The organism is Bacillus sp. 7705b, from assembly GCF_002289525.1.
GTDB classification, from domain to species: Bacteria; Bacillota; Bacilli; order Bacillales; family Bacillaceae; genus Bacillus; species Bacillus halotolerans.
On record NZ_NSDH01000013.1, the window covers coordinates 37,157 to 62,592 of the forward strand.

Annotated in this window: 24 protein-coding genes and 5 pseudogenes; 9 read left to right on the top strand and 20 right to left on the bottom strand. The window is 36.1% G+C overall.

The genetic code is table 11. The features are described 5' to 3' along the window. Positions 1–256 precede the first annotated feature (256 nt). Positions 257–721, top strand: a complete 465-nt coding sequence (locus CJU60_RS04255; RefSeq protein WP_255238274.1) for a VanZ family protein — start codon at positions 257–259, stop codon at positions 719–721. A 239-nt stretch (positions 722–960) separates the two neighbouring features. Continuing rightward, complete coding sequence (locus tag CJU60_RS04260; protein ID WP_095713053.1) at positions 961–1,506, top strand: hypothetical protein; 546 nt, start codon at positions 961–963, stop codon at positions 1,504–1,506. A gap of 298 nt (positions 1,507–1,804) precedes the next feature. On the opposite strand, the gene CJU60_RS04265 is transcribed toward CJU60_RS04260, so the two are convergent. Further along, positions 1,805–2,161 carry a DUF3221 domain-containing protein gene (locus CJU60_RS04265; protein WP_095713054.1) on the bottom strand — a complete coding sequence of 119 codons (357 nt, stop codon included), beginning with the start codon at positions 2,159–2,161 and terminating at the stop codon, positions 1,805–1,807. Positions 2,162–2,514: 353 nt separating this feature from the next. Here CJU60_RS04265 and CJU60_RS04270 point away from each other — a divergent pair, with 353 nt between their 5' ends. Next, a complete protein-coding gene (locus tag CJU60_RS04270; RefSeq protein WP_095713055.1) occupies positions 2,515–2,871 on the top strand; it encodes a YoqO family protein in 357 nt (118 codons plus the stop codon). Between the two features lie 153 nt (positions 2,872–3,024). Here CJU60_RS04270 and CJU60_RS04275 read toward each other — a convergent pair whose 3' ends face one another. The 3 genes from CJU60_RS04275 to CJU60_RS04285 form a co-directional block, all read right to left on the bottom strand. After that, positions 3,025–3,504 (bottom strand): DUF4944 domain-containing protein, encoded by a 480-nt coding sequence (locus CJU60_RS04275; RefSeq protein WP_095713074.1) that lies wholly within the window; start codon positions 3,502–3,504, stop codon positions 3,025–3,027. Between the two features lie 288 nt (positions 3,505–3,792). After that, positions 3,793–4,269, bottom strand: coding sequence for a hypothetical protein (locus CJU60_RS04280; protein ID WP_095713056.1), 477 nt, complete (start codon positions 4,267–4,269; stop codon positions 3,793–3,795). Positions 4,270–4,502: 233 nt separating this feature from the next. Beyond that, entirely contained in the window at positions 4,503–5,918 is a 1,416-nt protein-coding gene (locus CJU60_RS04285) for a sugar porter family MFS transporter (protein WP_095713057.1), read from the bottom strand. A gap of 601 nt (positions 5,919–6,519) precedes the next feature. Between CJU60_RS04285 and CJU60_RS04290 the strand changes: the two genes are divergently transcribed. Both CJU60_RS04290 and CJU60_RS04295 read left to right on the top strand, forming a co-directional pair. Further along, positions 6,520–7,131 (top strand): thermonuclease family protein, encoded by a 612-nt coding sequence (locus tag CJU60_RS04290; protein ID WP_176471066.1) that lies wholly within the window; start codon positions 6,520–6,522, stop codon positions 7,129–7,131. 79 nt (positions 7,132–7,210) lie between these two features. Further along, positions 7,211–8,650, top strand: coding sequence for a flavin monoamine oxidase family protein (locus CJU60_RS04295; RefSeq protein WP_141243763.1), 1,440 nt, complete (start codon positions 7,211–7,213; stop codon positions 8,648–8,650). A 311-nt stretch (positions 8,651–8,961) separates the two neighbouring features. Here the strand turns inward: CJU60_RS04295 and CJU60_RS21710 are convergent. The 3 genes and pseudogenes from CJU60_RS21710 to xylA form a co-directional block, all read right to left on the bottom strand. Then, positions 8,962–9,076: pseudogene (locus tag CJU60_RS21710) on the bottom strand (glycoside hydrolase family 11 protein); the annotation flags it as partial. Between the two features lie 139 nt (positions 9,077–9,215). Then, positions 9,216–10,715 (bottom strand): xylulokinase, encoded by a 1,500-nt coding sequence (gene xylB / locus CJU60_RS04305; RefSeq protein ID WP_095713059.1) that lies wholly within the window; start codon positions 10,713–10,715, stop codon positions 9,216–9,218. Positions 10,716–10,876: 161 nt separating this feature from the next. Continuing rightward, the gene (gene xylA, locus CJU60_RS04310; RefSeq protein ID WP_095713060.1) at positions 10,877–12,214 is read right to left on the bottom strand and encodes a xylose isomerase; all 1,338 of its coding nucleotides are present in this window, start codon (positions 12,212–12,214) and stop codon (positions 10,877–10,879) included. Between the two features lie 257 nt (positions 12,215–12,471). Between xylA and xylR the strand changes: the two genes are divergently transcribed. Then, positions 12,472–13,626 (top strand): transcriptional repressor XylR, encoded by a 1,155-nt coding sequence (xylR, locus tag CJU60_RS04315; RefSeq protein WP_095713061.1) that lies wholly within the window; start codon positions 12,472–12,474, stop codon positions 13,624–13,626. A gap of 151 nt (positions 13,627–13,777) precedes the next feature. Here the strand turns inward: xylR and xynB are convergent, their stop codons facing one another. From xynB to CJU60_RS04335, 3 genes are all read right to left on the bottom strand, one after another. After that, positions 13,778–15,379: a xylan 1,4-beta-xylosidase gene (gene xynB / locus CJU60_RS04320; RefSeq protein ID WP_095713062.1), complete on the bottom strand. Its 1,602-nt coding sequence runs from the start codon at positions 15,377–15,379 to the stop codon at positions 13,778–13,780. Positions 15,380–15,433: 54 nt separating this feature from the next. Further along, on the bottom strand, positions 15,434–16,825 hold the full coding sequence (locus CJU60_RS04325; protein ID WP_095713063.1) for an MFS transporter: 1,392 nt from the start codon (positions 16,823–16,825) through the stop codon (positions 15,434–15,436). Between the two features lie 576 nt (positions 16,826–17,401). Next, the gene (locus CJU60_RS04335) at positions 17,402–17,683 is read right to left on the bottom strand and encodes a hypothetical protein (RefSeq protein ID WP_049809935.1); all 282 of its coding nucleotides are present in this window, start codon (positions 17,681–17,683) and stop codon (positions 17,402–17,404) included. 541 nt (positions 17,684–18,224) lie between these two features. On the opposite strand from CJU60_RS04335, the gene CJU60_RS21720 reads away from it, so the two are divergent. Next, positions 18,225–18,455, top strand: coding sequence for a membrane protein (locus CJU60_RS21720; RefSeq protein WP_044155615.1), 231 nt, complete (start codon positions 18,225–18,227; stop codon positions 18,453–18,455). 12 nt (positions 18,456–18,467) lie between these two features. Here the strand turns inward: CJU60_RS21720 and CJU60_RS04350 are convergent, their stop codons facing one another. The 3 genes from CJU60_RS04350 to CJU60_RS04365 form a co-directional block, all read right to left on the bottom strand. Continuing rightward, entirely contained in the window at positions 18,468–18,863 is a 396-nt protein-coding gene (locus CJU60_RS04350; protein ID WP_095713065.1) for a UPF0715 family protein, read from the bottom strand. 83 nt (positions 18,864–18,946) lie between these two features. Beyond that, the gene (locus CJU60_RS22040) at positions 18,947–19,222 is read right to left on the bottom strand and encodes a hypothetical protein (protein WP_024121681.1); all 276 of its coding nucleotides are present in this window, start codon (positions 19,220–19,222) and stop codon (positions 18,947–18,949) included. Between the two features lie 544 nt (positions 19,223–19,766). After that, positions 19,767–20,387 (bottom strand): lytic polysaccharide monooxygenase auxiliary activity family 9 protein, encoded by a 621-nt coding sequence (locus tag CJU60_RS04365; protein WP_095713076.1) that lies wholly within the window; start codon positions 20,385–20,387, stop codon positions 19,767–19,769. 450 nt (positions 20,388–20,837) lie between these two features. Here CJU60_RS04365 and CJU60_RS04370 point away from each other — a divergent pair, with 450 nt between their 5' ends. Together CJU60_RS04370 and CJU60_RS21725 are read left to right on the top strand one after the other, a co-directional pair. Beyond that, entirely contained in the window at positions 20,838–21,341 is a 504-nt protein-coding gene (locus CJU60_RS04370; RefSeq protein WP_095713067.1) for a DinB family protein, read from the top strand. A 200-nt stretch (positions 21,342–21,541) separates the two neighbouring features. Then, entirely contained in the window at positions 21,542–21,760 is a 219-nt protein-coding gene (locus tag CJU60_RS21725; protein WP_095713068.1) for a hypothetical protein, read from the top strand. A 145-nt stretch (positions 21,761–21,905) separates the two neighbouring features. Here the strand turns inward: CJU60_RS21725 and CJU60_RS04380 are convergent, their stop codons facing one another. The 7 genes and pseudogenes from CJU60_RS04380 to CJU60_RS22145 all read right to left on the bottom strand — a co-directional run bounded on the left by CJU60_RS04380 (position 21,906) and on the right by CJU60_RS22145 (position 25,320). Further along, positions 21,906–22,418 carry a GNAT family N-acetyltransferase gene (locus CJU60_RS04380; protein ID WP_095713069.1) on the bottom strand — a complete coding sequence of 171 codons (513 nt, stop codon included), beginning with the start codon at positions 22,416–22,418 and terminating at the stop codon, positions 21,906–21,908. A 130-nt stretch (positions 22,419–22,548) separates the two neighbouring features. Beyond that, positions 22,549–22,669, bottom strand: a pseudogene (locus CJU60_RS22140) (DUF6262 family protein); the annotation flags it as partial. Between the two features lie 118 nt (positions 22,670–22,787). Continuing rightward, complete coding sequence (locus CJU60_RS04385; RefSeq protein WP_095713070.1) at positions 22,788–23,321, bottom strand: GNAT family N-acetyltransferase; 534 nt, start codon at positions 23,319–23,321, stop codon at positions 22,788–22,790. 82 nt (positions 23,322–23,403) lie between these two features. Further along, positions 23,404–23,811, bottom strand: coding sequence for a UPF0715 family protein (locus CJU60_RS04390; protein ID WP_095713071.1), 408 nt, complete (start codon positions 23,809–23,811; stop codon positions 23,404–23,406). Between the two features lie 107 nt (positions 23,812–23,918). Further along, positions 23,919–24,187, bottom strand: a pseudogene (locus tag CJU60_RS04395) (hypothetical protein). Positions 24,188–24,536: 349 nt separating this feature from the next. Next, positions 24,537–24,710, bottom strand: a pseudogene (locus tag CJU60_RS04400) (AAA family ATPase); the annotation flags it as partial. 100 nt (positions 24,711–24,810) lie between these two features. Next, a pseudogene (locus CJU60_RS22145) lies at positions 24,811–25,320 on the bottom strand (hypothetical protein). Positions 25,321–25,436 lie beyond the last annotated feature (116 nt).

Below are 25,436 nucleotides of genomic sequence, written 5' to 3' on the forward strand. Positions count from 1 at the left end.
ACATGTCAGCAAACTTGGTTTGGAAATCACTGTCGTTAGTGAGTTTCACCTTCCCTTTCCTCCTTTTAAATCTAAATAAAAGTCTTTTTTATTTAATCTTAATATCTTTCCTAATTATGTTAAAATAGGATCAAAAAAAAGAAATTGTGGTGTATTTATGCTTGACTCAACTTTTCTTTTGTCATTCATGTTTGTACTTTATTTTTGTTTTATTCTTTATAGAATTATTAAGCGATTTATATTTAAGAAAGAACGAATGGCCAATGATAAGCATCTTGTTATTGTTTGTTTAATCGTTTACTTCTTTGAACTGATAAGCGTTACAATATTCCCTTTACCTATAGATCATGATTTAATTGCGAACTGGAGGAACGATTCTTATCATCCATTTTTGTATGGAAATAACTTTATCCCGTTTTATTTCTTTGTAGATATTTATCATCTAGGCTTGCAGTTTTATGTGATAAGATCTCTTGGCGGAAATCTGATTTTACTGTTGCCAATTGGCTTGTTGTTCCCTCTTTTATTTGACAAGTTAAGGAACCTAAAAAGAATGTTATTAACTGGATTTTTTATTTCATTGTCTATAGAACTAACGCAACTTTCGATTTCTATGTATTTAAGAAACTCTTATAGAAGTTTTGACGTTGATGATTTAATCCTTAATACGTCAGGTGCTGATAGGTTACTCGCTGTTTTGTATTCTTCGATCGTTATATAAAAAATTACGATTTAAAAATGATTCTTTCATAAACATCTGATCTGTAAACAAGATATGTAGCCCTCATCAAGTACACAATGTAAAGACCAGCCAATGTAACAGATTTTTTGTTGAAATTGAATTAGAAAGACATAATAGGAAAAGGTAAGCATTCACTAGCGCGAGAAATGATGTTTATTGGAAGATCGCAAGTGAAAGGATATAATCAACATAACTAATCATTTTAAGGTGATACGAAAATGGACAGTATAATGAAATCTCATTTTGAAAATCTAGAAGCAAAGGACAAAAGCCTGCAATTAGAAGCCTTTCAGAATATTATTAACGCCACAAATGAAAAAGTAGACTGGGCTTATGAAGTATGGGATCAATTAATAGGATGGCTGACCGATCCGGATAACCACAGGCGAGCGAGAGCTGCACAGTTTCTTGCTGGTTTAGCAATCAGTGATCCGGATAAGCGGATGCTGCACGACTTTCCAGCGTTATGGGAAGTGACCAGGGATTCAAAATTTGTAACTGCTCGGCATAGTTTGCAAGCAATCTGGAAGGTTGGCTTAGCTGGGCCAGAACAAAAAGAACTGGTGCTTACTCATATTATTGATCGTTTTAAAAATGGAATGAACGAAAAACATTATACATTGATTCGCTACGATATGATTGTAGGATTAAAAAAATTATACGATGAAGATAAAGATGAGCATATTAGGGAAATAGCAATGGACATGATTGAGATCGAGAAAGATAGCAAATATCGAAAGAAATATTTGTCAGTCTGGAAATAACCACTTTTATGCAATGCTCTGCAAACGTTAAAACAGCACTACATCTTCGTGTGAGTGCTGTTTTTTATGCTAAACTTGCCGCCCTCGCCCATCATGCTGCTTTTATACAGCAACAAGCTGCATTGATTGTGTAAGCGATGTTCATGCCCTTGCGCGTGGTAAAGAGAACATCTGTGTTTATTGATTTTTTTCAGCCATCTCAGTATTTGAATATAGCGCTGTTTATGGCAGTACCATTATAAAATATAATAATTGTAGAACTTTCTATTAAGCGATCATATGCGGGGGATGCCAACCTTTATAACCAATTGAATTTTTTAATTGTTGCTTTTGGAGGATCAGATTCTTTAAGAGTGTTGAACCACACCTTCATTTTTTTACCTGCCACAAGGTCTTCTTTGTTTTCAATTTGACTTAATCCCAATATCACAACATGATTTTTATATTTTCTTATTAGTCTATCTTGAGACAATTCAAAGTCCTCTTTTTCAGGAGCATGTTTGCCCTCAAGAAAAACAGCTGACTTGTCATCCTTAAAAAGGATAAAACCAACAAGGTTCTGCATCTTTGGCGTTTTTATTTTATTTTCTTCCTTATCATTGCAGCCTGAAATAAAAGCAAAGAACGCTAAGACCGATATCCCGATTTTACGCATTTATCTCTCCTTTTTTGGTGTATGTTTTATAACAGTGAAAAAAGGCAAATCATTTTAGAGGTAACTTATAATTAACGCGACACAAGAGTACTGACCCGGAAAGACAGTACAAGTTTATAGATTTGAAGAACAGATTTACCATGGGTAAACTCTCTTCAATTCAGTTTTGCCTTTCCGTTACACATCATTCCCTAGTGCCCGCACATAAAAAACGATTGAATATTTAGTACATGGTACAATAAGATAAAAAAACCTATTTCGTTAACCAATTGATTAATTTACTGCCATCGCATTGTGCCTATTGTGAAAAACTTGTAAACTTTTTGGGTAGCCATAAAATAAGGAGCGATTTTTTGTCTAAAAACTTAGCATTTTTTCTTTTCATCTTATGTATCATCATTTCGAAAGTCATGAAAAATATTGATGTAATAAGCACTGCAGCATCCTTTTGCTCTTTAGTTCTCGTTTTCATTTATTTTAAAGATGAGTTTAAAAAGCTAAAACCAAAAGCAAGGAGCATTCTGTTTTCATGCTTTTTAGTATTAACAGGAATTATAACTTTTATCATTTTAGAAGGACAGGTATTCATTAAAAACCACGATTTTTTTAACGGCTGGGAGACCATAGCAGTGATTATTTTGTTTGCAGTCCCTTTGATATCTGGTACTGTTTGCTTTAGATTGCTTTACGAGCATTTGAAAGAAATGTAAGCATTTTATGTACAGGTAAGGAACTAAACTCGCATGTTTTATTTTTACTTTGAATAAAAACATGCCTTTATCATGACATGTACTTATCAATCAGATGTTTCTGAAAGCAGACCTATATTTTGGACGTTCATCCCTAAACTTGCCATTGCAGATTTATCTTTTATACCATGATTTCTCTTGTAATCTTATTTTATCTGTATGTTTCTCCCTACCGGTCTTCCACTCCACCTTAACAACTACATCATGTCCAATTACTTCATCTTCAGGCATAAAATCAAACGTAGCAATGTGGTCTTCCATTTGTCCTCCGCCTGGCATTTCTTCACCTGTGTACTCTGATAAATCATAATCTTCTCTGTCATCGTACTTTTTACCATCTATATACAATATGATTTTTTCAACAATGGTTCTTTTCGCTTCTTTCTTGTTCCCCTGCCAGTATAAATTCAAGAAGTAATTAGGGCCAATCGAAGTTTTATCTGATTTTTCAATGGTAGAAACCCATAATCCGTTCCTGCTGCTTCCCTCATATTTTACTTTGTCTCCTGATATCATTGCGAAGAACGTTACTAAACAAATCAATAATAGAGCTGTAATGATTAGTGATTTTTTGATTTTATTTTTGCTTCTCATGTTTCCCCTCGCTTTCTTCATTTTATTAGTAGAATAAATGGGCAAAATGTTACTTGAAAAAGAATATAAAAAAAGCTGCTCATAAAGCAGCCCAATCATTGTCTTTTCAGTTTTGCAGCCATATAAGACTTTCTTCATTGTTCTCAGCTTTGTGATTCGAAGCGCGTCTATATCTGCCTTTAGACCGACCAGGTGTTGATTACCTGCCTGATAACCCAAATGGAAACAAGTTTACTTACAAGTATTTTAACTCCTATGTAGGTCACTACATTGTCTAATTCACCTCTTCTAACTGAATGTAAAGGTTTGTTTTAATTGGCGTCCTTCTTTTCCTTTTTGTGTCCAAATAATAACAACCTCTAATTCAGATGCCTTTTCAGTCACCATAAAATGGTTAAACTTCAGCGGTGCACCATCGTTTAAACTTTTGGCTAAGCTTATTAAATCCTCCTTCTGTCTCACACAGTTTTCGGGACAGCCAAAAAGTGAAAACCTCGTGGTTGAATCAGGATCATTTCTATACAATTGTACATCCACTGTGGCTGCGGCTTCCCCTATGTTTTTGATCTCCATTGAATATACGTTATATTCCCCCTTTTTTGGACTCGCTAATTCCTTTGCATTTTTTGCTTCAGCTATTTCGACTGACCATTGTTCTGTTTTTTGTTTAATTGGCAACTCTGTAAATGTCAGGGCTTGAGTCTTTGTTTGAACAAAAGTCAATGCAAATAATAAAACACATAAGGAAAGTAAATGCTTCTTCACTTCGTATCTCCTTCTTTCTTTTTCATTAGCTTCCCCAATATAAGTGTCCGGTATGACGCATAATAAAAAGCCCTCATATAGAGAGCTTTAATTACAAATGCAATACTATTAATATGTTCATAGACAGAAGTAAAATTTTCAAGAAGATTAGTCGAAAACAATTACTTGTTATTGTCCACTTGATGAAAGTGCGCTGCTTAACCATTGCATTCAATATCATTTTAATAAGATAATCACGCTTCATGAATTGATTTTTCAGAGTCATAATTTCTATCCATTGAACGGAAATGCTCTTCTAGTTCCTCAAGTGTTCGTCCCTTAGTTTCCGGCATGAATTTGTACACAAAACCGATTGCCAAGATACCCAAAGCGACAAATATAAAGAAAGTAAAGGATAAGCCTGCAGAGCTAAGCATGATTGGAAAAGCAAATCCAATGATAAAGTTTAAAATCCAGAGGAAAAATACACTGATGCCAGAACCAAGCCCTCTTACTCTTTGCGGGAATATTTCTGCAATGACCAGCCATGTTACTGGTCCGACACAGCCCTGCATAAAGGCTAGAAATAAAACGGTCAAAGATAGCACGATATACGGGAGTGCTGCTGATCCATCAAGCACGATTGAGAATATGGCAATGAATAAAAGCGCTGTGGTGGTTCCAGATAAACCAATCATCAATATCGGGCGCCGGTTCACCCTGCCAACCAGCCAAATGCCGATGATAACGGCAATGACTGATATCAATCCATTCCCAATATTAGCGATTAAAGCTGCCTTTGTACCAAAACCGGATTCTTGCAGGATTTGAGTGCCGTAATACATAATCGAATTGACGCCTGTGATTTGATTAACGATGGCAACACCGATCCCAATCCATAAAAGACGGCGCAGCCATGGTGTAGAGAACTCTTTGATCGATGCCTTCTCTACATTTGAATCTTTGACTGCCGCTGCTTGTATTTCTTTAAATTCTGCTTCTGCCCTTTTCTCGTCACGTATGAGTTTAAGAACGCGCAGCGCCTCGCTTTTTTTACCTTTAGAAGTTAGCCACCTCGGGCTCTCCGGAACCATGAGCATACTTGCAAATAATAGGAGAGCCGGTATGGCACAAAGGACAAGCATGTATCTCCAAACATGCCCTGTATCAGCCATTGCAACACCAAGAATCGCATTAAAAACGTAGGCTAAAAATTGCCCGCCAACGATCATCAGTTCATTTTGCGTTACCATACGCCCTCTTTTCTCATACGGCGCCATTTCTGCTAAAAAGGCCGGTACCATTGATGATGCCCCACCGACAGCCAGTCCCAGCAAAAACCGAAAGATAACCATCGTTAAAACATTCGGCGCAATTGCTGTTCCGAGTGATGCCAGAAAGAATAAAAAGGAAAGATTAAGGATCATTTTACGTCTGCCATAGCGGTCAGCCAATTTGCCGCACAGCAATGCACCAAACGCTGCTCCTAATAGAAGTATGCTTGTAACCAGCCCTTCTGTGACCGGTGTTAAGTTAAGTTGATCAGATCTTGCCATAAAAGGCAAGGCTCCATTTATAACTCCGGTGTCATATCCAAAGAGAAGCCCGCCAAATGTTGCTGAAATCATTATCAACTGCAAAAACGACCTGGGATTTCGTTGTTCTTTCATACCCTTTCCCCACCTTTATGAAGAATGCTTTATACATTTTTTCATTCTGTCAACCGAGTGTGCTGGATTCACCCTTTCTCTTTTAAAGAGCAATACTCGTTTCAGCCAGTTTTTTTATTTCCCGAGATCTTATCAATCTGAAAATTAGCAATACTCAATGCAGCGAATGAGGCTTTTACAAAAACAACCTAATTGAAATCGCTTTCATTTTCCCACAAGAAACATATCCACTTTTTTTGTTATGTCCTAGTTATATTTTTGTTATATCCTTGTTAGGTTTGATATTATCATAATTTTAAAAGCGTTTTCAGTCAATAAAAAACTTCTGAAGTTTTTTAGCAATCATAGGATTTTCTCACATAAAACGCCTAACACCAAGATTACATACTAATCCCCTTATGCTCCGAATGATTTCAGGAAATTCAGCTGAACATGTTCTTCATGGTTACATTTTTGAAACCTTTTTGTGATATTTGAATATTGATCAAGAGCTTGTACTCAAATATAAATGTGTTAAGAAAAATACATTCACAATAAATAGCGATATCATTATAATGAATGATGGTTGATTGAGATAGAAACAGAAGAAGGGGAAATGGAATTGAAGAAAGTAATGTTAGGCTTTAGTCTATTAGCTTTGAGTTTTTCTTTGGCAGCCTGCGGATTAAATGATACTGCTGAAAAAAGCCATTCAGATATTAAACAGCCAGTTGCCAAGAATTCTAACTCTGAAGCAAAAAAAGGCTTGGTGGATGCTGTGTTAGAAAGGCCTGTTGACGGAGATACGATCAAAGTTAGCTATAACGGCAATATTGATACGGTTCGCTACTTGCTCATTGATACTCCAGAAACTAAAAAGCCACATTCATGTGTTCAGCCATATGGCGAGGATGCATCTAAACGAAACAAAGAATTGGTTAGCGGCGGAAAGCTGCAATTAGAATTTGATAAAGGAGAGCGCAGAGATAAATTCGGAAGGCTGTTAGCTTACGTTTATGTCGATGGCAAGCCTGTTCAAGAAACACTGTTAAAAGAAGGATTAGCCAGAGTAGCATATGTTTATGAGCCAAATACGAAATACATAGACCAGTTTAGAAAAGATGAACAGGAAGCACAAACGAAAAAACGTTCTGTTTGGAGTAAAAACGGTTATGTGAATGCCAGAGGATTTAAAGGCTGTGTTGAGCAGCACTCAACTGAAAAACACAAGTGAAAAAAGGATATAGTTCGTGATAGATACCCTTTTGAATGAATATAATGCAATAAATCTAAAAAGAGGGTGCCTCACAAAAATGAATTCTCTACTAAAGAACGAAGACATGATTGCGATTATTAGAAATGGTCTTAGCACATCACAATACCCAAAGCACATTATTATCGTTGGCGCCGGGTTGGCCGGGCTTGTTTCTGCATCTTTGCTGAAGAATGCGGGACATAAAGTGACGATTCTGGAAGCGAGTGATAGAGTCGGGGGCAGAGTTTGCACGTTGCGATCTCCCTTCAGTGCCGGGCTGTATTTCAATGTTGGACCAATGCGTATTCCGGATATCCATACTCTAACCTTGGAATATATAAAAAGATTCAGCCTGCCAACTAGTGTATTTTTGAACAGAACTCCAATGGACATCATTTACGCCAATGGCATTCAAACACGTCTTCATCATTTTGAAAGCAATCCGGGTATCTTAAGATACCCAGTTGCAGCAAATGAACAAGGAAAAACGGCCGAAGAGCTGATGCTTTCTGTATTGCAGCCTATCCTCAATTTTATTTATGTAGATCCTGCGAGAAATTGGCGGATCGTTGAAACACAATACAGGAACCATTCGTTAGGCTCTTACTTGAATACTTATTTTTCATACGGTACAATCGATATGATCGGCGTACTTTTGGATATGGAAGCATATATGGGGATGTCCCTTGTTGAAGTGTTACGGGAATCCATCTTTTATACGTCGCCAACTCGTTTCTATGAAATAACAGGCGGCATGGATCGGCTTCCTCAAGCATTTCTTCCTCAATTAAAAGAACATATTGTCTTCCATCATAAAATGGTGAAAATATCTCAAAACCAAAACAATGTTACGGTTAACTGCATTCATCAACAGACAGCAAAACATTTGGCAGTGACAGGCGATCTCGCTATCATAACCATTCCATTTTCAACATTGCGTTTTGTACAAGTTGAACCATATGATTCATTTTCCTATTATAAACGGCGGGCCATTCGTGAACTCAACTATATTGCCGCAACAAAAATCGGAATAGAGTTTAAGAGCCGTTTTTGGGAAAAAGCTGGGCAGCGCGGCGGCAAATCGATAACTGATCTTCCGATTAGATTTTCGTATTATCCCAGCATTGACATTGGATCGAATGGACATGCTGTCGTTGTAGCGAGTTACACATGGGCGGATGAGGCACTGATATGGGACAGTCTTTCAGAGGGAGAGCGCCTCCGCTATACGTTAATGAATTTATCGGAAATCTATGGTGATGTTGTATGGTCAGAGTTTGTGACCGGCGCTTCTTTTAGCTGGACCCAAAATCCATATTCAGCCGGGGGTTTCACAGCTTTCGAACCAGGACAGGAATTACAGCTGTATCCATACATCCCTGCCCCTGAAGGGAAAATACATTTTTCTGGAGAACACGCCTCACTTACTCACGGATGGATGCAAGGAGCGATTGAATCCGGAATACGAACGGCGTATGAAGTGAATCGTATAACTTAAATCCTACGTTTTTTATATTCGTTTTAGCGACTCCTTTAGATAGATTGATATTGCTTTTTAATGACGAACATTGATTTTGTTGAATATTATAGAAACAGCAATTAGATCGTGTAGCTTATCAAAAACACCCCTTCACATTTAATGTGAGGGGTTATTTGTGCGTAGACAATACTTCAGATTTGATCGTAAATCCAGAGTTTGGACTGATACCAAATCAGGATTTGAATCAAAAATTAAAAGGTTGATTTACTGCTTGAATTTCCTCCCGGATTGAAGGTTGCGTTGTAATGAATTGACATGTTTCCAAGTTATGAGTGAGTCTTGGTTGTATCAAATTTTTTGCCTTTTCGGAATAAAGCATTCCCACTGGGCACTAAACAACGCGTCGCCGCTATTGAGCGTCATACTGGTGTTCCCATAATCCTTCCGCATTCATATTCATAGCTAAGGAGCCGATTTGAGCTGTAGTTTTGTCATCAAATGCCTTTGTTGATGATTAGTCGTTAATTGTTTTTTCGTTGATCCCCTGACAAAAAAATACACTCTTTACGAACCACACTTATAATTAGTTTTTTCGAAAGCTCTTCAAAGCTGTATTTAGATCCTTTGTGTGAGTGTAAATTTTCTTATACACATCGAATAGTGTTTTATATTTTTGAACATTTTGTTCCTTTGGATAAAATGTAGCAGCCTCACGAATGAACTGCTCTGCACACTCTTCAAGAGATTCAAACCACCTACTTCCAAAGGCAGCTAGCATAGCAGCACCCATGGCTGGGCCTTGTTCATTTGCCAACTTTATCACCCTCGCATTGAAAATATCAGCTTGCATTTGAAGCCACGTTTCATTTTTAGCTCCTCCACCAATAGAAACAACGGTATGCACTGATTTTCCCGCTTCTCGAAATAGCTCAATTGATTCATGTAAAGAGAATGTAATGCCTTCCATAACCGCCCTCAAAAAATGCTCTCTTTTATGTGCTCCATCCATTCCAATTAAGCTTCCCCGAATAGAAGAATCAGCATGTGGCGTTCTTTCACCTACCAAATAAGGAGTGTATAGTAGTCCATTTGCTCCTATTGGAATAGATTCCACCCCCTGCAATAATTGCTCAAACGATTCGTTTGGGGCAAACGTTCTTTTGAACCAGTCCAAGCTGTACCCTGCAGCGAGCGTGACTCCCATCGTATAAAAAGAATCCTTTTTTCCATGATTAAAAAAGTGCACTTTCCCTTTAAAGTCTCTTTCTTCGCCTTCTTCGTATGAAAGTATGACCCCTGACGTTCCAATACTGCATAATGTTTTTCCGGAAGAAAGAATGCCGGCTCCAATCGCACCACAAGCATTATCTGCTCCCCCAGCGTACACTTTTGTTTTTTCCGACAGCCCTGTCTCAGCCGCAACGTTCGGAAGCAGCGATCCTACACAACCATGAGATTCAACAAGCGGAGGACAAATATCTGCAGAAATGCCAAATCGATTGCAAATATCATCGCTCCACTCCTTGCGAGTAATATGTAAAAGTAACGTTCCTGCTGCATCGGAGTATTCGGTGTGAATGGCACCGGTCATACGAAATCTCACATAGTCTTTCGGAAGCAAAAAAACAGCCGTTTTTTTAAAAAGTTCAGGCTCATGTTCCTTCACCCACAACATTTTAGGTAATGTAAACCCTTCTAAAACACGGTTTTTTGTGATGTTAAGCAGATTATCACCGAATTTCTCGGTCATCCTAATACATTGAGGCGTGGTTCTGGTGTCATTCCAAAGAATTGCATGACGTAACACCTGCCGATCCTGGTCAAGCAGTACTAACCCATGCATTTGTCCTGAATAACTTATCCCGTCAATATCCTTGGCTTGAACGTTGGATATGGAAACCAATTCAGCCAATGCATCAATTGTTTGCTGCACCCAGTCTTCAGGATTTTGCTCACTATACCCTGCCTTCTCTTGAATGAGCGGATAACTTTTGGATGTTTCTGCACAAACCTTGCCGTTTTGATTGACTAAAATCGTTTTAACAGCACTCGTTCCAAGATCTATTCCAATGACATACTTCATTTTTTCACCTCTTACCCTTATAAAAAAACCATTCACTCTAAATAAATCCCAATTATAGAAAGTACCCGTCATAACAATAAGCAAAAGGTAAGGAATCATGACGGGCAGTCTCAGGTATTAGCTATCATGCTATACCTTTTTATAGCGGTTCTCTTTATCTGTTATACTTCTAAAATGTATTGGTTCAATATAGCTTTTAATCGCTCCTGTCTTCCTGATTCGTTTTTGATTGCTGTATTATTTAGCGCATATTGCTCAAGAGTATGGAAATTAGCTCTTCCTTCTGTAATTTCAAGACCTATTCCTTCAGTAAAGCTGCGATAACGATGTTGAATCACATCATCAAACACACGATCTTCGATTAATTTATGGGCTACTCTCAATCCTCTTGCAAATGCATCCATCCCCGCAACATGGGAATATATTAAATCATCAGGCTCAAAAGAAGACCTTCTGACCTTCGCATCGAAGTTTAATCCGCCGCTTCCAAGGCCGCCATTTTGCAGGATTTCGTACATTGCTAATGTCGTAGAATATAAATCCGTCGGAAATTCATCTGTATCCCAGCCTAAAAGAGGATCACCCTGATTCGCGTCAACAGAGCCAAGAAGACCATGTACTCTTGCCATCCGTAATTCATGTTCAAATGTATGCCCTGCTAATGTGGCATGATTGGCTTCGAGATTTAGTTTAAAATGATTGTCTAAGCCATATTGCTTTAAGAAGGCAATGGTTGTTGCTGCATCTGTATCATATTGATGAGTGGTCGGCTCTTTTGGTTTTGGCTCAATCAAAAACTGCCCTGTATATCCGATTTCCTTCGCATAATCCACTGCCATATGCATGAATCTCGCCAAATTATCAAGCTCCAATTTTAAATCGGTATTTAACAATGTTTCATATCCTTCACGGCCGCCCCAAAATACATAGTTCTCGGCGCCAAGCTCTTTTGCTGTTTCTAACCCTTTTTTTACTTGTGCTGCAGCATACGCAAACACATCTGCATTGCAGGAAGTCGCCGCACCATGGACGAAACGGGGATTCGTGAACATGTTTGCAGTATTCCATAATAGCTTAACGTTGCTATTTCTCATATACTCTTTAATCATGCCCACGATGATATCTAAATTTTGATTTGTCTCTTTTAACGTACTTCCTTCTGGTGCAACATCCCGGTCATGAAAAGCAAAGAATGGTGCATCTAGTTTTTCAAACATCTCAAATGCTGCTTCTACTCTCGCCTTCGCCAGATCCATTCCTTTATAGTGATCCCATGGCCTTTGCATCGTAGCTGCCCCAAAAACGTCTGTTCCATCAGCGGTAAATGTATGCCAATAGGCAATAGAAAACCGCAAGTGCTCTTTCATCGTTTTTCCGCCGATTACTTCTTGAGAATTATAATATTTAAATGCTAAAGGATTAGTGGAATCTTTCCCTTCGTAAACCACTTTGTTTACGCTTTCAAAATAGTTGACTGAACTAGAATGAGATTGAGCCATGTTATTTCCCCCTTAAAAATCATTTCAAATACATGTGCATTTTATTTCATATTGTAAGTAAGTTGTCTATTAGTTTGTTGTTCGAACAAACTAACTTATTTTAATCTTATATAACCTCATCAGTATTTTCAATATTTTTTTTGTTTTTTATGAACACATTAGATATAGTAAAGGTAAGATTAGCTATGTACTATGTCTCATACTGAAAATAATACATTTCAACTTAATGTAAAGATTATACAAATGGAGTGGATTAAGTGGTTATCGCTGATCAAACCTTTGTCAAAAAAGTAAATCAAAAGTTATTATTAAAAGAAATTCTTAAAAATTCACCTATTTCAAGAGCAAAATTATCTGAAAAGACTGGATTAAATAAATCAACTGTTTCATCACAAGTAAACACGTTAATGAAAGAAAATCTTGTTTTTGAAATAGGTCAGGGACAATCAAGTGGCGGAAGAAGACCTGTCATGCTTGTTTTTAATAAAAAGGCAGGATACTCCGTAGGAATAGATGTTGGTGTGGATTATATTAATGGCATTTTAACAGATCTTGAAGGAACGATCGTTCTTGATCAACACCATCATTTGGAATCGAATTCTCCAGAAAAAACCAAAGACATTTTAATTGATATGATTCATCACTTGATTACGCGTATGCCACAATCTCCATACGGGCTTACTGGTATAGGCATATGCGTGCCTGGACTAGTTGATAAAAATCAAAAAATTGTTTTCACTCCGAACTCCAACTGGAGAGATATTGACTTAAAATCTTTCATACAAGAGAAGTTCAATGTGCCCGTTTTTATTGAAAATGAGGCGAATGCTGGGGCATATGGAGAAAAAGTATTCGGTGCTGCAAAAAATCACGATAACATTATTTATGCAAGTGTCAGTACAGGGATAGGGATCGGTGTTATTATCAACAATGATTTATATAGAGGGGTAAGCGGATTCTCTGGAGAAATGGGACATATGACAATAGACTTTAATGGCCCTAAATGCAGTTGCGGAAACCGAGGCTGCTGGGAATTGTATGCTTCAGAGAAGGCTTTATTAAAATCTCTTCAGACTAAAGAGAAAAAAGTGTCCTATCAAGATATTATAGACCTTGCCCACCGGAATGATATCGGAACTTTAAATGCATTACAGAATTTTGGATTCTATTTAGGAATAGGCCTTACCAATATTCTAAATACATTCAATCCTCAAGCCATCATTTTAAGAAACAGCATAATAGAATCGCATCCTATGGTTTTAAATTCAATTAGAAGTGAAGTGTCGTCCAGGGTTTATTCCCAATTAGGCAATAGCTATGAATTATTACCGTCTTTCTTAGGAAAAAATGCACCGGCATTAGGAATGTCCTCCATTGTTATTGATCATTTTCTGGATATGGTTACAATGTAATTTATTATTAAAATGTACAGATCTCTATGTCCTGCGCTCATCTTTAAAGATGAGCTTTTTGTTTGTTATATTGATGAATGAATAGGAGTATTTTTGAAGGGTATGAAAAAAGGAGTTCTAAAATAGAAGTCTCCTTTTTTCATGAAACAAATTATTTTTCTTTATAGCGAAAATATCTAAAGTCGGCCGGAATATGATTACCACTGGTATCTTGGCATTGCATCCCTACAAAGGCTCCCGTGAAAAATCCTCCTCCACGGATGTAATCATCTGATAATTTTTTCGATTCCAATGCAATGTCAATTTTATGCCAATCTTCTTTGTTAAAAGAATAAAAATAATAATAATTTTCCTTTTCAATATTTACTTTTAAATATACATACTTTACTTCATCTGGAATAACAATTTTATTTTTTAATGGTTGTGAAAAAGAAAAGTTATCACATATTGTTAATTCAAGAATACGGCCAAGGTCTTCATCATGCGTGACTTGAAGAGCAGTCCAGTTCTCTGTATTGTAATAGTTCACCAATCCAGCGGCTTGTTGAAAATTCTCCGGATAAAACTCAACAGCTGTTTCCGCTTCAAAATGGAGACTTTGCCAACGCCTGGCTACAAATGCCTGAGTAAATGTCGAGGTTAATGATTCATGGCCGTATAATCGTAAATGATTTGGCACTTGAGTTAATGAACCTAATTCATTCGTAAACGGGATCCTTAAAGTTTGAAAATTTATATTTAACTTTGAGTCCTCAAATTCATCAACTTCCGGGTACGTTGCTTGAAACATTGTATTAGGTATAGAAGGCGCTTCCACCTCCAAGCTTCCTTCTTTTCCACCTACTACATAAGGCCAATCATCTTTCCAATCCAGTTTTTGAATAGCTGTTTCTCTGCCTAAAGGACAATATCCTCTCTGCTGAAAAATTGAATCATCGTCAGGATGAATAGGACGTCCCGTTAAATGAGCTAAATACCACTCATCTGTATGTGTTTGAACAATGGATGCATGACCGCATTTTTGCAATGGATTTCCAGGATCATGCCATGATGTTAAGATTGGATTATCGGGATGAACTTCATATGGACCCTCAATATTTGTAGAACGGGCAATTGTAGCAGCGTGTTCAAACCGTGTTCCTCCTTCTGCAGTCAATAAATAATAATAGTTCCCGATATGATAAAGGTGCGGAGCTTCTGTTAGTTTTCTATCGGTCCCTTTAAAAATAACTTTCGGTTTACCAATTAATTTTTTCTCCTCATCAGAATATTCCTGTATGACAATTCCTCCAAATGAATGCCGATCAATACGCTGATCCCATAACATATTTAATAAATATTTTTTTCCATCCGTATCATGGAACAAAGAAGCATCAAATCCTGAGCTATTTAATTTGATCGGATCCCCCCAATCACCATTAATCGTTTCACAAGTAACTAAATAATTATGACAATCTTTCCAAGCGCCATCTACTACCTTAACATCCGTATAGATCAGCCAAAACTTTCCGTCACTATAACTTAAACATGGTGCCCAAACCCCGCCTGAATTAGGGTTTCCTTTCATATCTAATTGTGAAACTCTTTGTAATGGATGTGCGACTAAGTGCCAATTCACTAAATCTTTTGAATGATGTATCTGGACACCTGGAAACCACTCGAATGTAGATACAGCGATATAATAATCCTCTCCTGCCCTACAAATACTTGGATCGGGATTGAATCCTTTAAGTACTGGATTGATAATCTTCATTTGAACTCCTCCTCAGCTATTTTCTTAATAGGCTTCTCTTATTTGGTGCCATTTTCATGCCTTGAATTCCTCAATATTATCCAAATAAATTTTATCTCTATTCTCTAATTCTCGTACCATTTTTTTGTATTTCTCTTCATCTAAGTTATAGAAATTAATATCAATCATGGCTAGAACCAGCAAGAACACGGGAATGATTGTTGCTGTAATTAAAATTCCCGTTAATGCCTCCGGGGTTTGTGTTTGATTTGCCACGTATCCAAACTTATCTAAAACCAACCCAGGAACAATCCCTCCCAGTGCCATACCGAATTTAAAGAAAAATCCGATAATAGCATAAATGAGCCCACCCATCCTTTTCCCAGTCCTATACTCTCCATATTCTATTGTTTCAGGAATGAGCGCCCACATATATCCCCCAGCAGTGAGACTTCCGGCAGCAGCAATTAATCGAAAGAAGAGTATTAGATATACATTACTTGGCGGAACAAATAGTAAAGCTAAGAGGCCGATAATATTCAGTAATAATGCATAGTTTAGTAGTTTTTTCTTCCCCAATAATTGATGAAGCCTTGGAATAAACGGTAAAATGACCAAAGCAGGCAAACTTCCAATCAAACCGTACCACTTCACTAAATCCTCTCTTCCCAAGTTATATGTCACATAATAGATGCCAACTGAATTACTTATTGAATTCACTCCAAAAATAATAATAAAGAAAATGCTTAATACAACAAGTGGGCGATTCACATGAAATTGCTCAAATATATCCGATAATTTAATTTTCTCCTCAGACTTTTGAAGAGTGACACGCTCTTTTGTGCTTTTAAAACAAAAGATTAAAAGGCACCCACCTATCATTCCCAAAATACCCATGGTTAGCTGCCAGCCAAGAGATTCGTTGCCGGAAGTATCGCTTAAATTGGCAGCCAATAAGGGAACAAAAAATGCAACGACAAGTCCCCCAAGATTCGCAAATAACATACGAACAGATGTTATACTAACAACTTCTTGATTATTTCTAGTCATTGCAGAGGTTAACGCGCCATATGGAACGTTTATGGTTGTGTATGTAAGCGACAAGCCAACATAGGTCATATAGGCATATATTAATTTCCCCATATCTGAAAAATCTGGAGTTGTAAAACAGAGTAATGCAAGTACTACAAATGGGAAAGCTCCGAATAAAAGATACGGTCTAAAGCGTCCAAACCTGCTATTTGTTCTGTCTACTATTGTTCCAATAAAAGGATCAGCGAGAGCGTCGATGATTCTAACCACTAAGAACATGGTACCGGCTGCTGCTGCCGATAAACCAAATACATCTGTATAGAAGAACAAAAGATAAGTAGACACCGTTGCATAAATTAAATTACATGCAAAATCTCCAGAAGCATAGCCAACTTTTTCAGTCATGCTAATCTTCTTTAAATTTTCACTGACCATGATTTTTCCTCCCTTTTCGATCATTAAATAAGGAACAGTATGAAATGGTATAAAAATTTCTCAAACTCACCTCGGCCGGTAATCGTTTATAAAAGCGCTTTCAAAAAACCACAAAAAATATGAGTGGTTTAACTTCACAGATTATTCTTCATCGAACAAAATGATCTGATCAGCAAGCAGTAAATTCATCTTTTTTCGTTGCACTCGTATACTTGGGAAAGGATTAAAGATACACTCTTTTGTTTTATATATTGTTTAGCTCCAATTGAATCGAGCCTTTTATTCCCCCTTTATATTTAGAAATAACCTTATCTTATGGAACTAATAAAGTCACCTTCATTAGTTTGTTGACTGGACAAACTAACTTGACTTAATATTATAAAATCCTATCAACTTTTTCAATGTTTTTTCAGAAAATTTAAATTCCTGCAGCAAATATTGATTATTGCTTTTTTTAACAGTCAGTTTCTCAAATATCCTGATTATTCTCTTCAAAAAGATTTCATTCCTTCTAAGAACCCTGTAAAATTTTAAATTCATATAAACTTCACTTGAATAAAACAAAAAGCAGTCTATTCAGAACTGCTCCTTAGTGTTCTCTTCTTTTAACTTTTTGTTTAGCTTGAAACCAATTAAGACATTGATCATCGCAGCTGGAAAATATAAAAATCCTGCTCCCATTATTCCTAACGCAGTGCTTGAACCTACTATAAAAGCCTGCATTTCTGTATTTCTTGACTTCAAACTAAGTAACACTAGAATACCCGCTATTACCCCTATAAATCGAGCAATGCCTGGAATAAAGAAATCGGTTAGGATTCCAAACATTTGCCCAATAATTGATAACGCAATTCCCATAAAACTGGATAATACAACTAATGTTTTGATAGCTTTTCACCCCTTTTTAAATCCGTTTCCATTATTAAACCGCTTTTGATACAGGTCTACAAGTATAGCAGCCCGCTCTACAAACCCTCTCAGCTGCCATGCTTTTTGACTCACCATTCTCTTTCCGCTCTATTCCAATACAAATAAACACTCCTTACCCTGCGACAATGGCGATTAGCTTTATTCAAAAACTCTGCAAAGAGCGGTGTATTCTTACATGAATGCCGGAGATGTGGAATAGAAAAGAGCATTTAACTTAATACTCTTTCAGAATTCTCACAGTCCGTTTCCAGAAACTTATATACTTTACTTTTCTTGTTTAAGCACTTTCTTTTTATTCCTTTTGTAACCTGCATAAGAGCCGCCAAAAATAGCTATAAATATGGCAATTCAAATAAAAATGTTCAAGTCAACTCCCCCAATTTTAAATAAAACACTTCTTTTGCTTTTTCCTCTCCAATAAAAGCTCATACCGTGTTATGGTTTAAAAAAACTTTCAAGGAGTGGTTCTTTGCTTAAAGCTTCAAAAATTTTGATCTCATGTGCAGCTTTAATCCTATGCGTATATTCTTTATATAATCAAAGTGAATTCCTCTTGGTTTCTCTCCAAGTATTAGTTGCACTTCTCTTTGTTTTAATGGGAGTGGAGACACTTTCAAAGAAACAAACAAGGTCTGCGTATTTGTTGTTCGGATCAGCGGCTTTTATACTTGTTGTGAACGTTGTGAAATGCATGATTTAAATAGTAAATAAACTAATTCCGCAGGCATATGGAATCCCAGAACCAATAAATTAACGCAGCAACAATGCTCATTATGTAATAATTTAAGCTCCTGAACACTGTAAGAGCACTAGGCGGATAATCAACAAACCAGAACACGAACACAGCCAAAAAAGCTACTGCAGTATAAATTAAAAAATGGATCAAACTGAACTTTCTGGGATATCTCCTTAGTAATAATTGTAAGGGAAAAGCAAAGATTAAGTAAGTGATAAAAGAGTAGAATGCAATGATGCCTATTGTGATTAAGGCGATCGCCATAAATCCCGAATAAACAAACATATACAAGCCAAAGACTAGACCATATGACAAACTCGAGAATACCAGAGTATAAACATAACTGTTTAACGTCTTTTGATTGAGGCTCAAATCAGCACCCCCTACCATGTATCCTTTTTAACCAGTTATCCAATTGTTCAAAATCTTCATCGATTTTCACGTCTTTTTAAAAATTAGACTCCGAATAACAAAGTTCCACCTATAAAAAAGAAGAAAGGGAATAGTAACAAAATTGAATTTAAAATGATTCCCCATATAGCCCACCGTTTATTTGTCTTGATTGAAACTAACGCGAGCATTATCCCTATAGGTGAGAGTAATAAAGGGAACAATACCGGCATTCCTTGCCACGGCATTGAAATAATCCCAGTCAAAAAATTAATTATTAATATAGCTGAGATAATTGGAAAAGCAAATGAAAAGATGACTGCAGCTTTTTTAAAATTCATATTAAAAGTAAATCTCCGTTCTCTTTAAAATCGTATTTTTATTAAAAAATATATTAAGAGGTCATTGTCTCCGTGCTATGCTTCAACAACAGCTTTATTATAATTTCGAGAGATGCTTCAAACCTTGCCTCAGTTCACACTGAGCTTAATTCTTTTCTCATATCCCGAAAATAGGGTTTATATTAATGGTTTTCTATTCGTTATTATCAAGGAAGTGAAGAAGCTTAATGCCATTCTATTCTATGTATTGAGTAGACTTCAATTAAAATTTAAAAAAGATCGGAAGATGCACGAACATCTAACCGATCTGCAATAGATAGCTGATTCTCGTACTTCCACACTCAAACACTCTGTGTTCTCCCGGTTCCGTTACAGTTTCCTTCATTGTACTGTAGACGTTTCACTAGCTGGTGATGGCTTCACAACTATTGGCAGCTGTTAAAACCTTAGCGGTATACACTGTGCCAGATTTGATGGCAATTTTCTGATTAAGCCTCATATTCTTGTTCATTAAGATTAAGATTTGTTCGATGGAGGTTCAACATCATTGTATTAGGTTTACATCAATTACGTTATAAAAGGCATTAGAGGTATCCGCAACGTCCCACACCCCTAAAATGACATGATAACCACTGCGATCAGTTGGTACATAAATCTTATGAGAAAGATTAGTATCTGCCTTTGAACCATCGTGATCTACTGTTCCAATTAATTCAAACTCATCTCTTGTTAATGGTTTGTTTGGATTCCAATCTTTCTTGGTTATATAATAGTGCCACTTTGATGTTGCGTGAGGAGCAGTATAGTGCCAAGTAAAGGTGTTTAGACCTCCATGCATGTTTTGTTTTACCCAATGATCTGCAGTCTGCCTGTCTAACCCAAAGTCAATTTGACCAAAGCCTCCATTTGCCGATGCAATTTTTCCATCTGGCGGACCTCCGGCTGGAAACCCTTTAGGTCCTTCTACCGATTGAGGATTATCAACTACAGAACCATACTTTTGTGTAGCTGCTGTCCAACCAATTATTTGTTTTTCTAATGATCCCATGTACGCTCTACTAGCAGGTTCTTTTATATACCCGTGTGCAGATACATCACCTGCAAATAAAGTAGCACCCACACTTAGAGCAGCAGTTAGAACAGCGCCTTTGATAAAACCCTTCATTACCAACTCATTCCTCCCTTTGCTGTAAATTTTTTCTCTTTCCTACTATAATAATTCATTATATGTCAGGTAAACTCCTTCTTTATTTTTGATGGCGTTACACTTAAAGAACTTCATACTCCCCAGCTCTTTTGTTCTTCATATAGCTTTTTAATGTAATCACAGATGGCGAACTCTTTTTCAATCTCTGCTTTAACACATATCATCTGCATTATTATTCAACCCAGCGGTATATTCTTAATCCCCTAATAACTAACAAAAGGATTTATTCAATCTTCAGTGGTAGCTGAAATTCATGTGACTTTGAAATAAAGTCGTGACGTCTATAAGAATGTTGCGATGGCTTCTTTTCCTCAGAAAATTCTTGTCTAAAGTTTTGTTCTTTTTAACTAAACGGGCAGGTATAATTAAACTATAAAAAGAAAACAAAACATCATAAGGAGGATTTTTGTGTTTCAAACCTTAGACCATTTTTTAAAATCTTGGGAGTTCGAAGCTGACGTTACACAGAAACTACTAAATAGTCTAACTGATGAATCACTTAAACAAGAAATAACTTCACAAAATTGGACTTTAGGCCGTATTGCTTGGCATACTGTTGCTGCCATTCGCATCATTACCTCAAACACAGACTTAACGTTTCATGCCACTGCTGAAGATTATCCTGTTCCTGCTTCGGCTCAGTTTATAGCAGACAGCTATCATCAAGCCAGCAATGCGTTTGTACAGGCATTAAAAACCCAATGGACTGATCATACACTTCAAGAACGTATCAACTTTATTGGTCAACAATTGCCAAATGGTTCACTTTTGATGTTTTTGATTCAACATCAAAATCACCATCGAGGACAAATGACTGTTCTTATGAGACAAGCAGGATTAACTGTTCCAGGTATTTATGGTCCAGCTAAAGAGGAATGGACAAAATTCGGTTTGGAACCCCCGCAAATGTAAGCAGCCTTTAAAACGAAGTTAACCTATTACAAAATATAAAAGCATGTTTCGATGATTTTTTTTCAAAACATGCTCTTCCTTTTGTTCATTTAATCAATGTTGATTAACATCAGAAATAATATCTGGCATTTTTCTAATCTCCTTTTTGAATAATGTTTTGATACACATTAAAATGGGTAAAAATTTATCAGGTGATTTCTTTGAATAATGATCAAAAAGTTTCTCAACACTCTTCATTTATTTTTTCAACGATCATCGTGTTGCTGGTCGCAATCTTTCCTCAATACACTTCTTGGTTTGTGACTGTTTTCTTTTTGGGTTTTGCACTTATATATACTTTCCAAAAACATAAAGCAATTTCTTATATTTCATATTTCTTGTTCACCGTTGCGTTGGTTTACACATTAGTAAATATATAGTTTTAATCCTCCTAGAATTGTCTCAAATAAAATGCCCTGCATTTAAGAATGTCTCCTGCCATTTCATTTTATATATCATCGCTTATGTTCTAAATAGGAGATGGTATTTTGTTTGTATCGCCAATGTTTCTGCCTTCAATATAGTTCAATTCCACTCTTCCTCTAAAATAGCGTAATAATATTCATCCCACCATTCATTGCCTTTAGGAATACATTTTTTAAAAAAGCCTTCTCTTCTCATTCCAATCTTCTCCATAACTCGGTATGATGGAATATTCTCAGGTTGACACGTAGCTATAATCCTATGTATGTTCATTTCTTTAAATCCATATTCCAAGATAGCTTGTGCTGCTTCAGAAGCATATCCTCTATTTTGATAATTCGGATTAAACACCCACCCAATCTCATATGTATGTTCACCAAAATACTTATAAAAAACAATATGGCCGATAAGAAAATCTTCATCTTTTAGTATTACAGGAAATTTTTCTGCGTTATCACCTTTGTTTTTATTTACAAATGCTTTTGCATCTTCTTCAGTAAAAACCCCTTCTGGTATATACTTCATAACATTAATATCTGACGTATACTCATATACAGCTTTCCAATCTTTGAATTCAAATTCACGTATCAATAACCTTTTTGTTGTTATATGCATTAAAATAACTCCCATCAAAAATAATTACACTTAATCTTTATTCGATATTAAGACAATAATAACCTCTTTAAATACTATCCTTATACAACAATCTGGGCCCCTTACAAACAACAAAGGGTAGGCGTCTCAGCTATATCTTCTTGTAGACTTCTGTGTACGCCTTTAATTGGTCACGTAAATCCTTGCTCTAATCGCTTGACTTTCCGGTTTAATGATTCGATAATCGCGTCTTTATTATTTTCGTTCATATCACTTTGCAGCTTTCTTTTTCATTTTTAAAGCTCTTTACACAAAAAAAGAGGCTATCCACAAAATGAAAATTTTAGGGATAACCTCTTTTTTATCAAAATCTAATCAATCATCTAGCTTTCACTCCATAAAAGCTTCTGAATAATGAACGACACCTTGCACATCTTCAAGAGAATGATCTGCTAATTCCAGAGCCATAAATACTTCATCAGGCACCTCAAAGGGGGCTTTTATATTCCATAAGCTAGCTGGCTTAAAACCAAACTTCGGATAATAATCTTTATGTCCTAAAACAATTACTGAACGATAACCAAGCTCTATTGCTTTTTTTAACGCAGCACGAATTAATTCACTCCCGATTCCTTTTTTCTGGTTCTCAGGCGCAACAGAAACTGGAGCAAGTGCCAAAGAATCGACTGCGTTATCGCCATCTATGATTTTGATTTTAGATAAAAGGATATGACCTACGATATCTTTATCTTGATCTAATGCGACCAATGAAAGTTCAGGAATGAATGCATCTGATTTTCTAATTTTATTTACAAGTATGTGTTCTTTCTTGTCGCTATATTCTACATTTGAAAAAGCTCTTTTAATCATTTCTTCAGACGTATGATATTCTTCAGTGAGCTCTTGCCTAATTAAAATTTCCATTCATATCCCCTGTTCTTTTAGTTAATTGCCATAAGCTTTTTCTTCAACAGCCTTAATACTTGTTGTTTAGAACGTTGTAATATTAAATCTTTTCTTGATTCTTTATAAATACTGAATCCCAGAACCAGTACACCGCCGCTGCTACAAAACTCAAATAATAAAAGTTCACATGTTGAACCTCAGTAAGCACATAAGTTGGATCACTGGCTAAGGAGAACAAGAATAATGCGATTAGCGCTACTACGATATAAATTAATAAGTAGTTCACACTGAATTTCTTTACTTTTTTTCGAAGTAATATTTGCAATGGAATAGCAAATACTGTATATGGGATGAATGCATAAAATGGTATGATGAAAATTGTTATCAGCATCCAAGGTTCGAAATTAGAATAAGCAAAACCATAAAACCCAATAATAATCCCGTATGTAATGCATGAGAGCGCTAGTGTAAGACTATATTTAGCGACATTTTTTTTATTAAAACTCAAAGCTTTAACCTCCAAAAAATATAGCTCAAATCTTTTCTTAAAAAAAGAATTGTTATTCAGTTATCCAAATTGCTAGATCTTCATCGATTTTCACGTCATTATAAATTTTAAACTTCAAATAACAAAATCCCGCCTATAAACCAGAAAAAAGGAAATAGAAACATAATTGCATTTAAGACTATTCCATATATGCACACCGTTTATTTGACTTTATTGAAACCAACGCCAAAATCATTCCTATAGGAGAAAGCAATAATGAAAAAACATCGGCATACTTTGCCATGGAATTGAAATAACTCCCATAAAAAAATTAATAGATAGCTCAGATAATTGGAATAGCGATTGAAAAAATAGCTGCAGCATTTTTAACATTCATATTGATAGCAAGTCTCCCTTCTCTTAAAATCGTAGTTTTATTTAGACTTTTTCCCAGGAATGTCTTAACCTTTTTCTTTCTATTTAAAAACAATAGCTTTTTATAGCTCCTTAAATTAAAACACTACACATCAACTTCTGGGTTTCCCGCTCAATTTCTCTTACATTGTTAAACTGCCCGCTAGGTCAATTATAGATTTAAAAACATCATCTTCCATTACTTATTTCTCCTTCTTTGAGAAAAATTGTATCATTTTTATATAACTTTTTTCAATTAATTCTAGTTGTGCCTCTTTTAATATTAGTTCGAATTCAATAAAGTGATCAAACTTGGAATATAAGGCTTCTCCTCATGGCTTTTTAATTTCTTCTCTAGATTTATAGTTAGAAGTGCAGATAATGATTGCTTTTGAAATATCTGCTACATAGTGTTTATCAACTAAAATGCCTTCATCAAACATTTGATAAAATGCGCTATGAAATACTGCAGGAGCTTTATCAAATTCATCAAGCAATATAACATTAGATGAACGATTTAATAAGTCTCTTGCAAGGACGACCTATTGGCAAATATTAGTTATTATTGCGGTCGTTTCAACAGCTCAACTATATAAAAACTATCTTTTATTTAGATATCGTTATTGAACTCCAATCAAACGTTTCGAGAATTTTAAGCAACCTTTCAACTTTTGGTGCTCTCCAAGCTGTCATAGCGTACGTATGAACCTTTTTCGTATAATGGTAATGATTTTGTTTTATGTGCTCTTTTGCCTCCGCTTTAGTTAGAAACATTGTATTTTGATAAATGTAATGAACCTCTGTTTCTGGTATCAGATCAGCGCCACTGTCTACAAATTCATGTATCCAATCTAATGCGGAAGCCTCACACTCTATATCTTCCACCGCTTCTGAAGACAATTCATCATTCTTCTTGATGTCCTTTAGACAACTTTCCAGCTCATAAGATTCGCCATCTTCAGGAATGTAAACAGAATAGCGTTCCGCATCATCATCTGAAGTCCTAATTCATTTATAATCTCCTATAAACCAAAACCGCGGTGCAGCTCGAGAGCCGTGATCCTGCGTTTTCAATTCAGTTTGGAGGTCTTTCAAAAGCTGAATATCTTGATTCATTCGTTTCCCCCTAATTTGTTTAAAACCACGATTTTGAAAATAAATAGGCTTTTATGATCCTTCATTCACTTCCAAATAAACTCCAGATATTGCATAATAAATGCATAATATGTAAA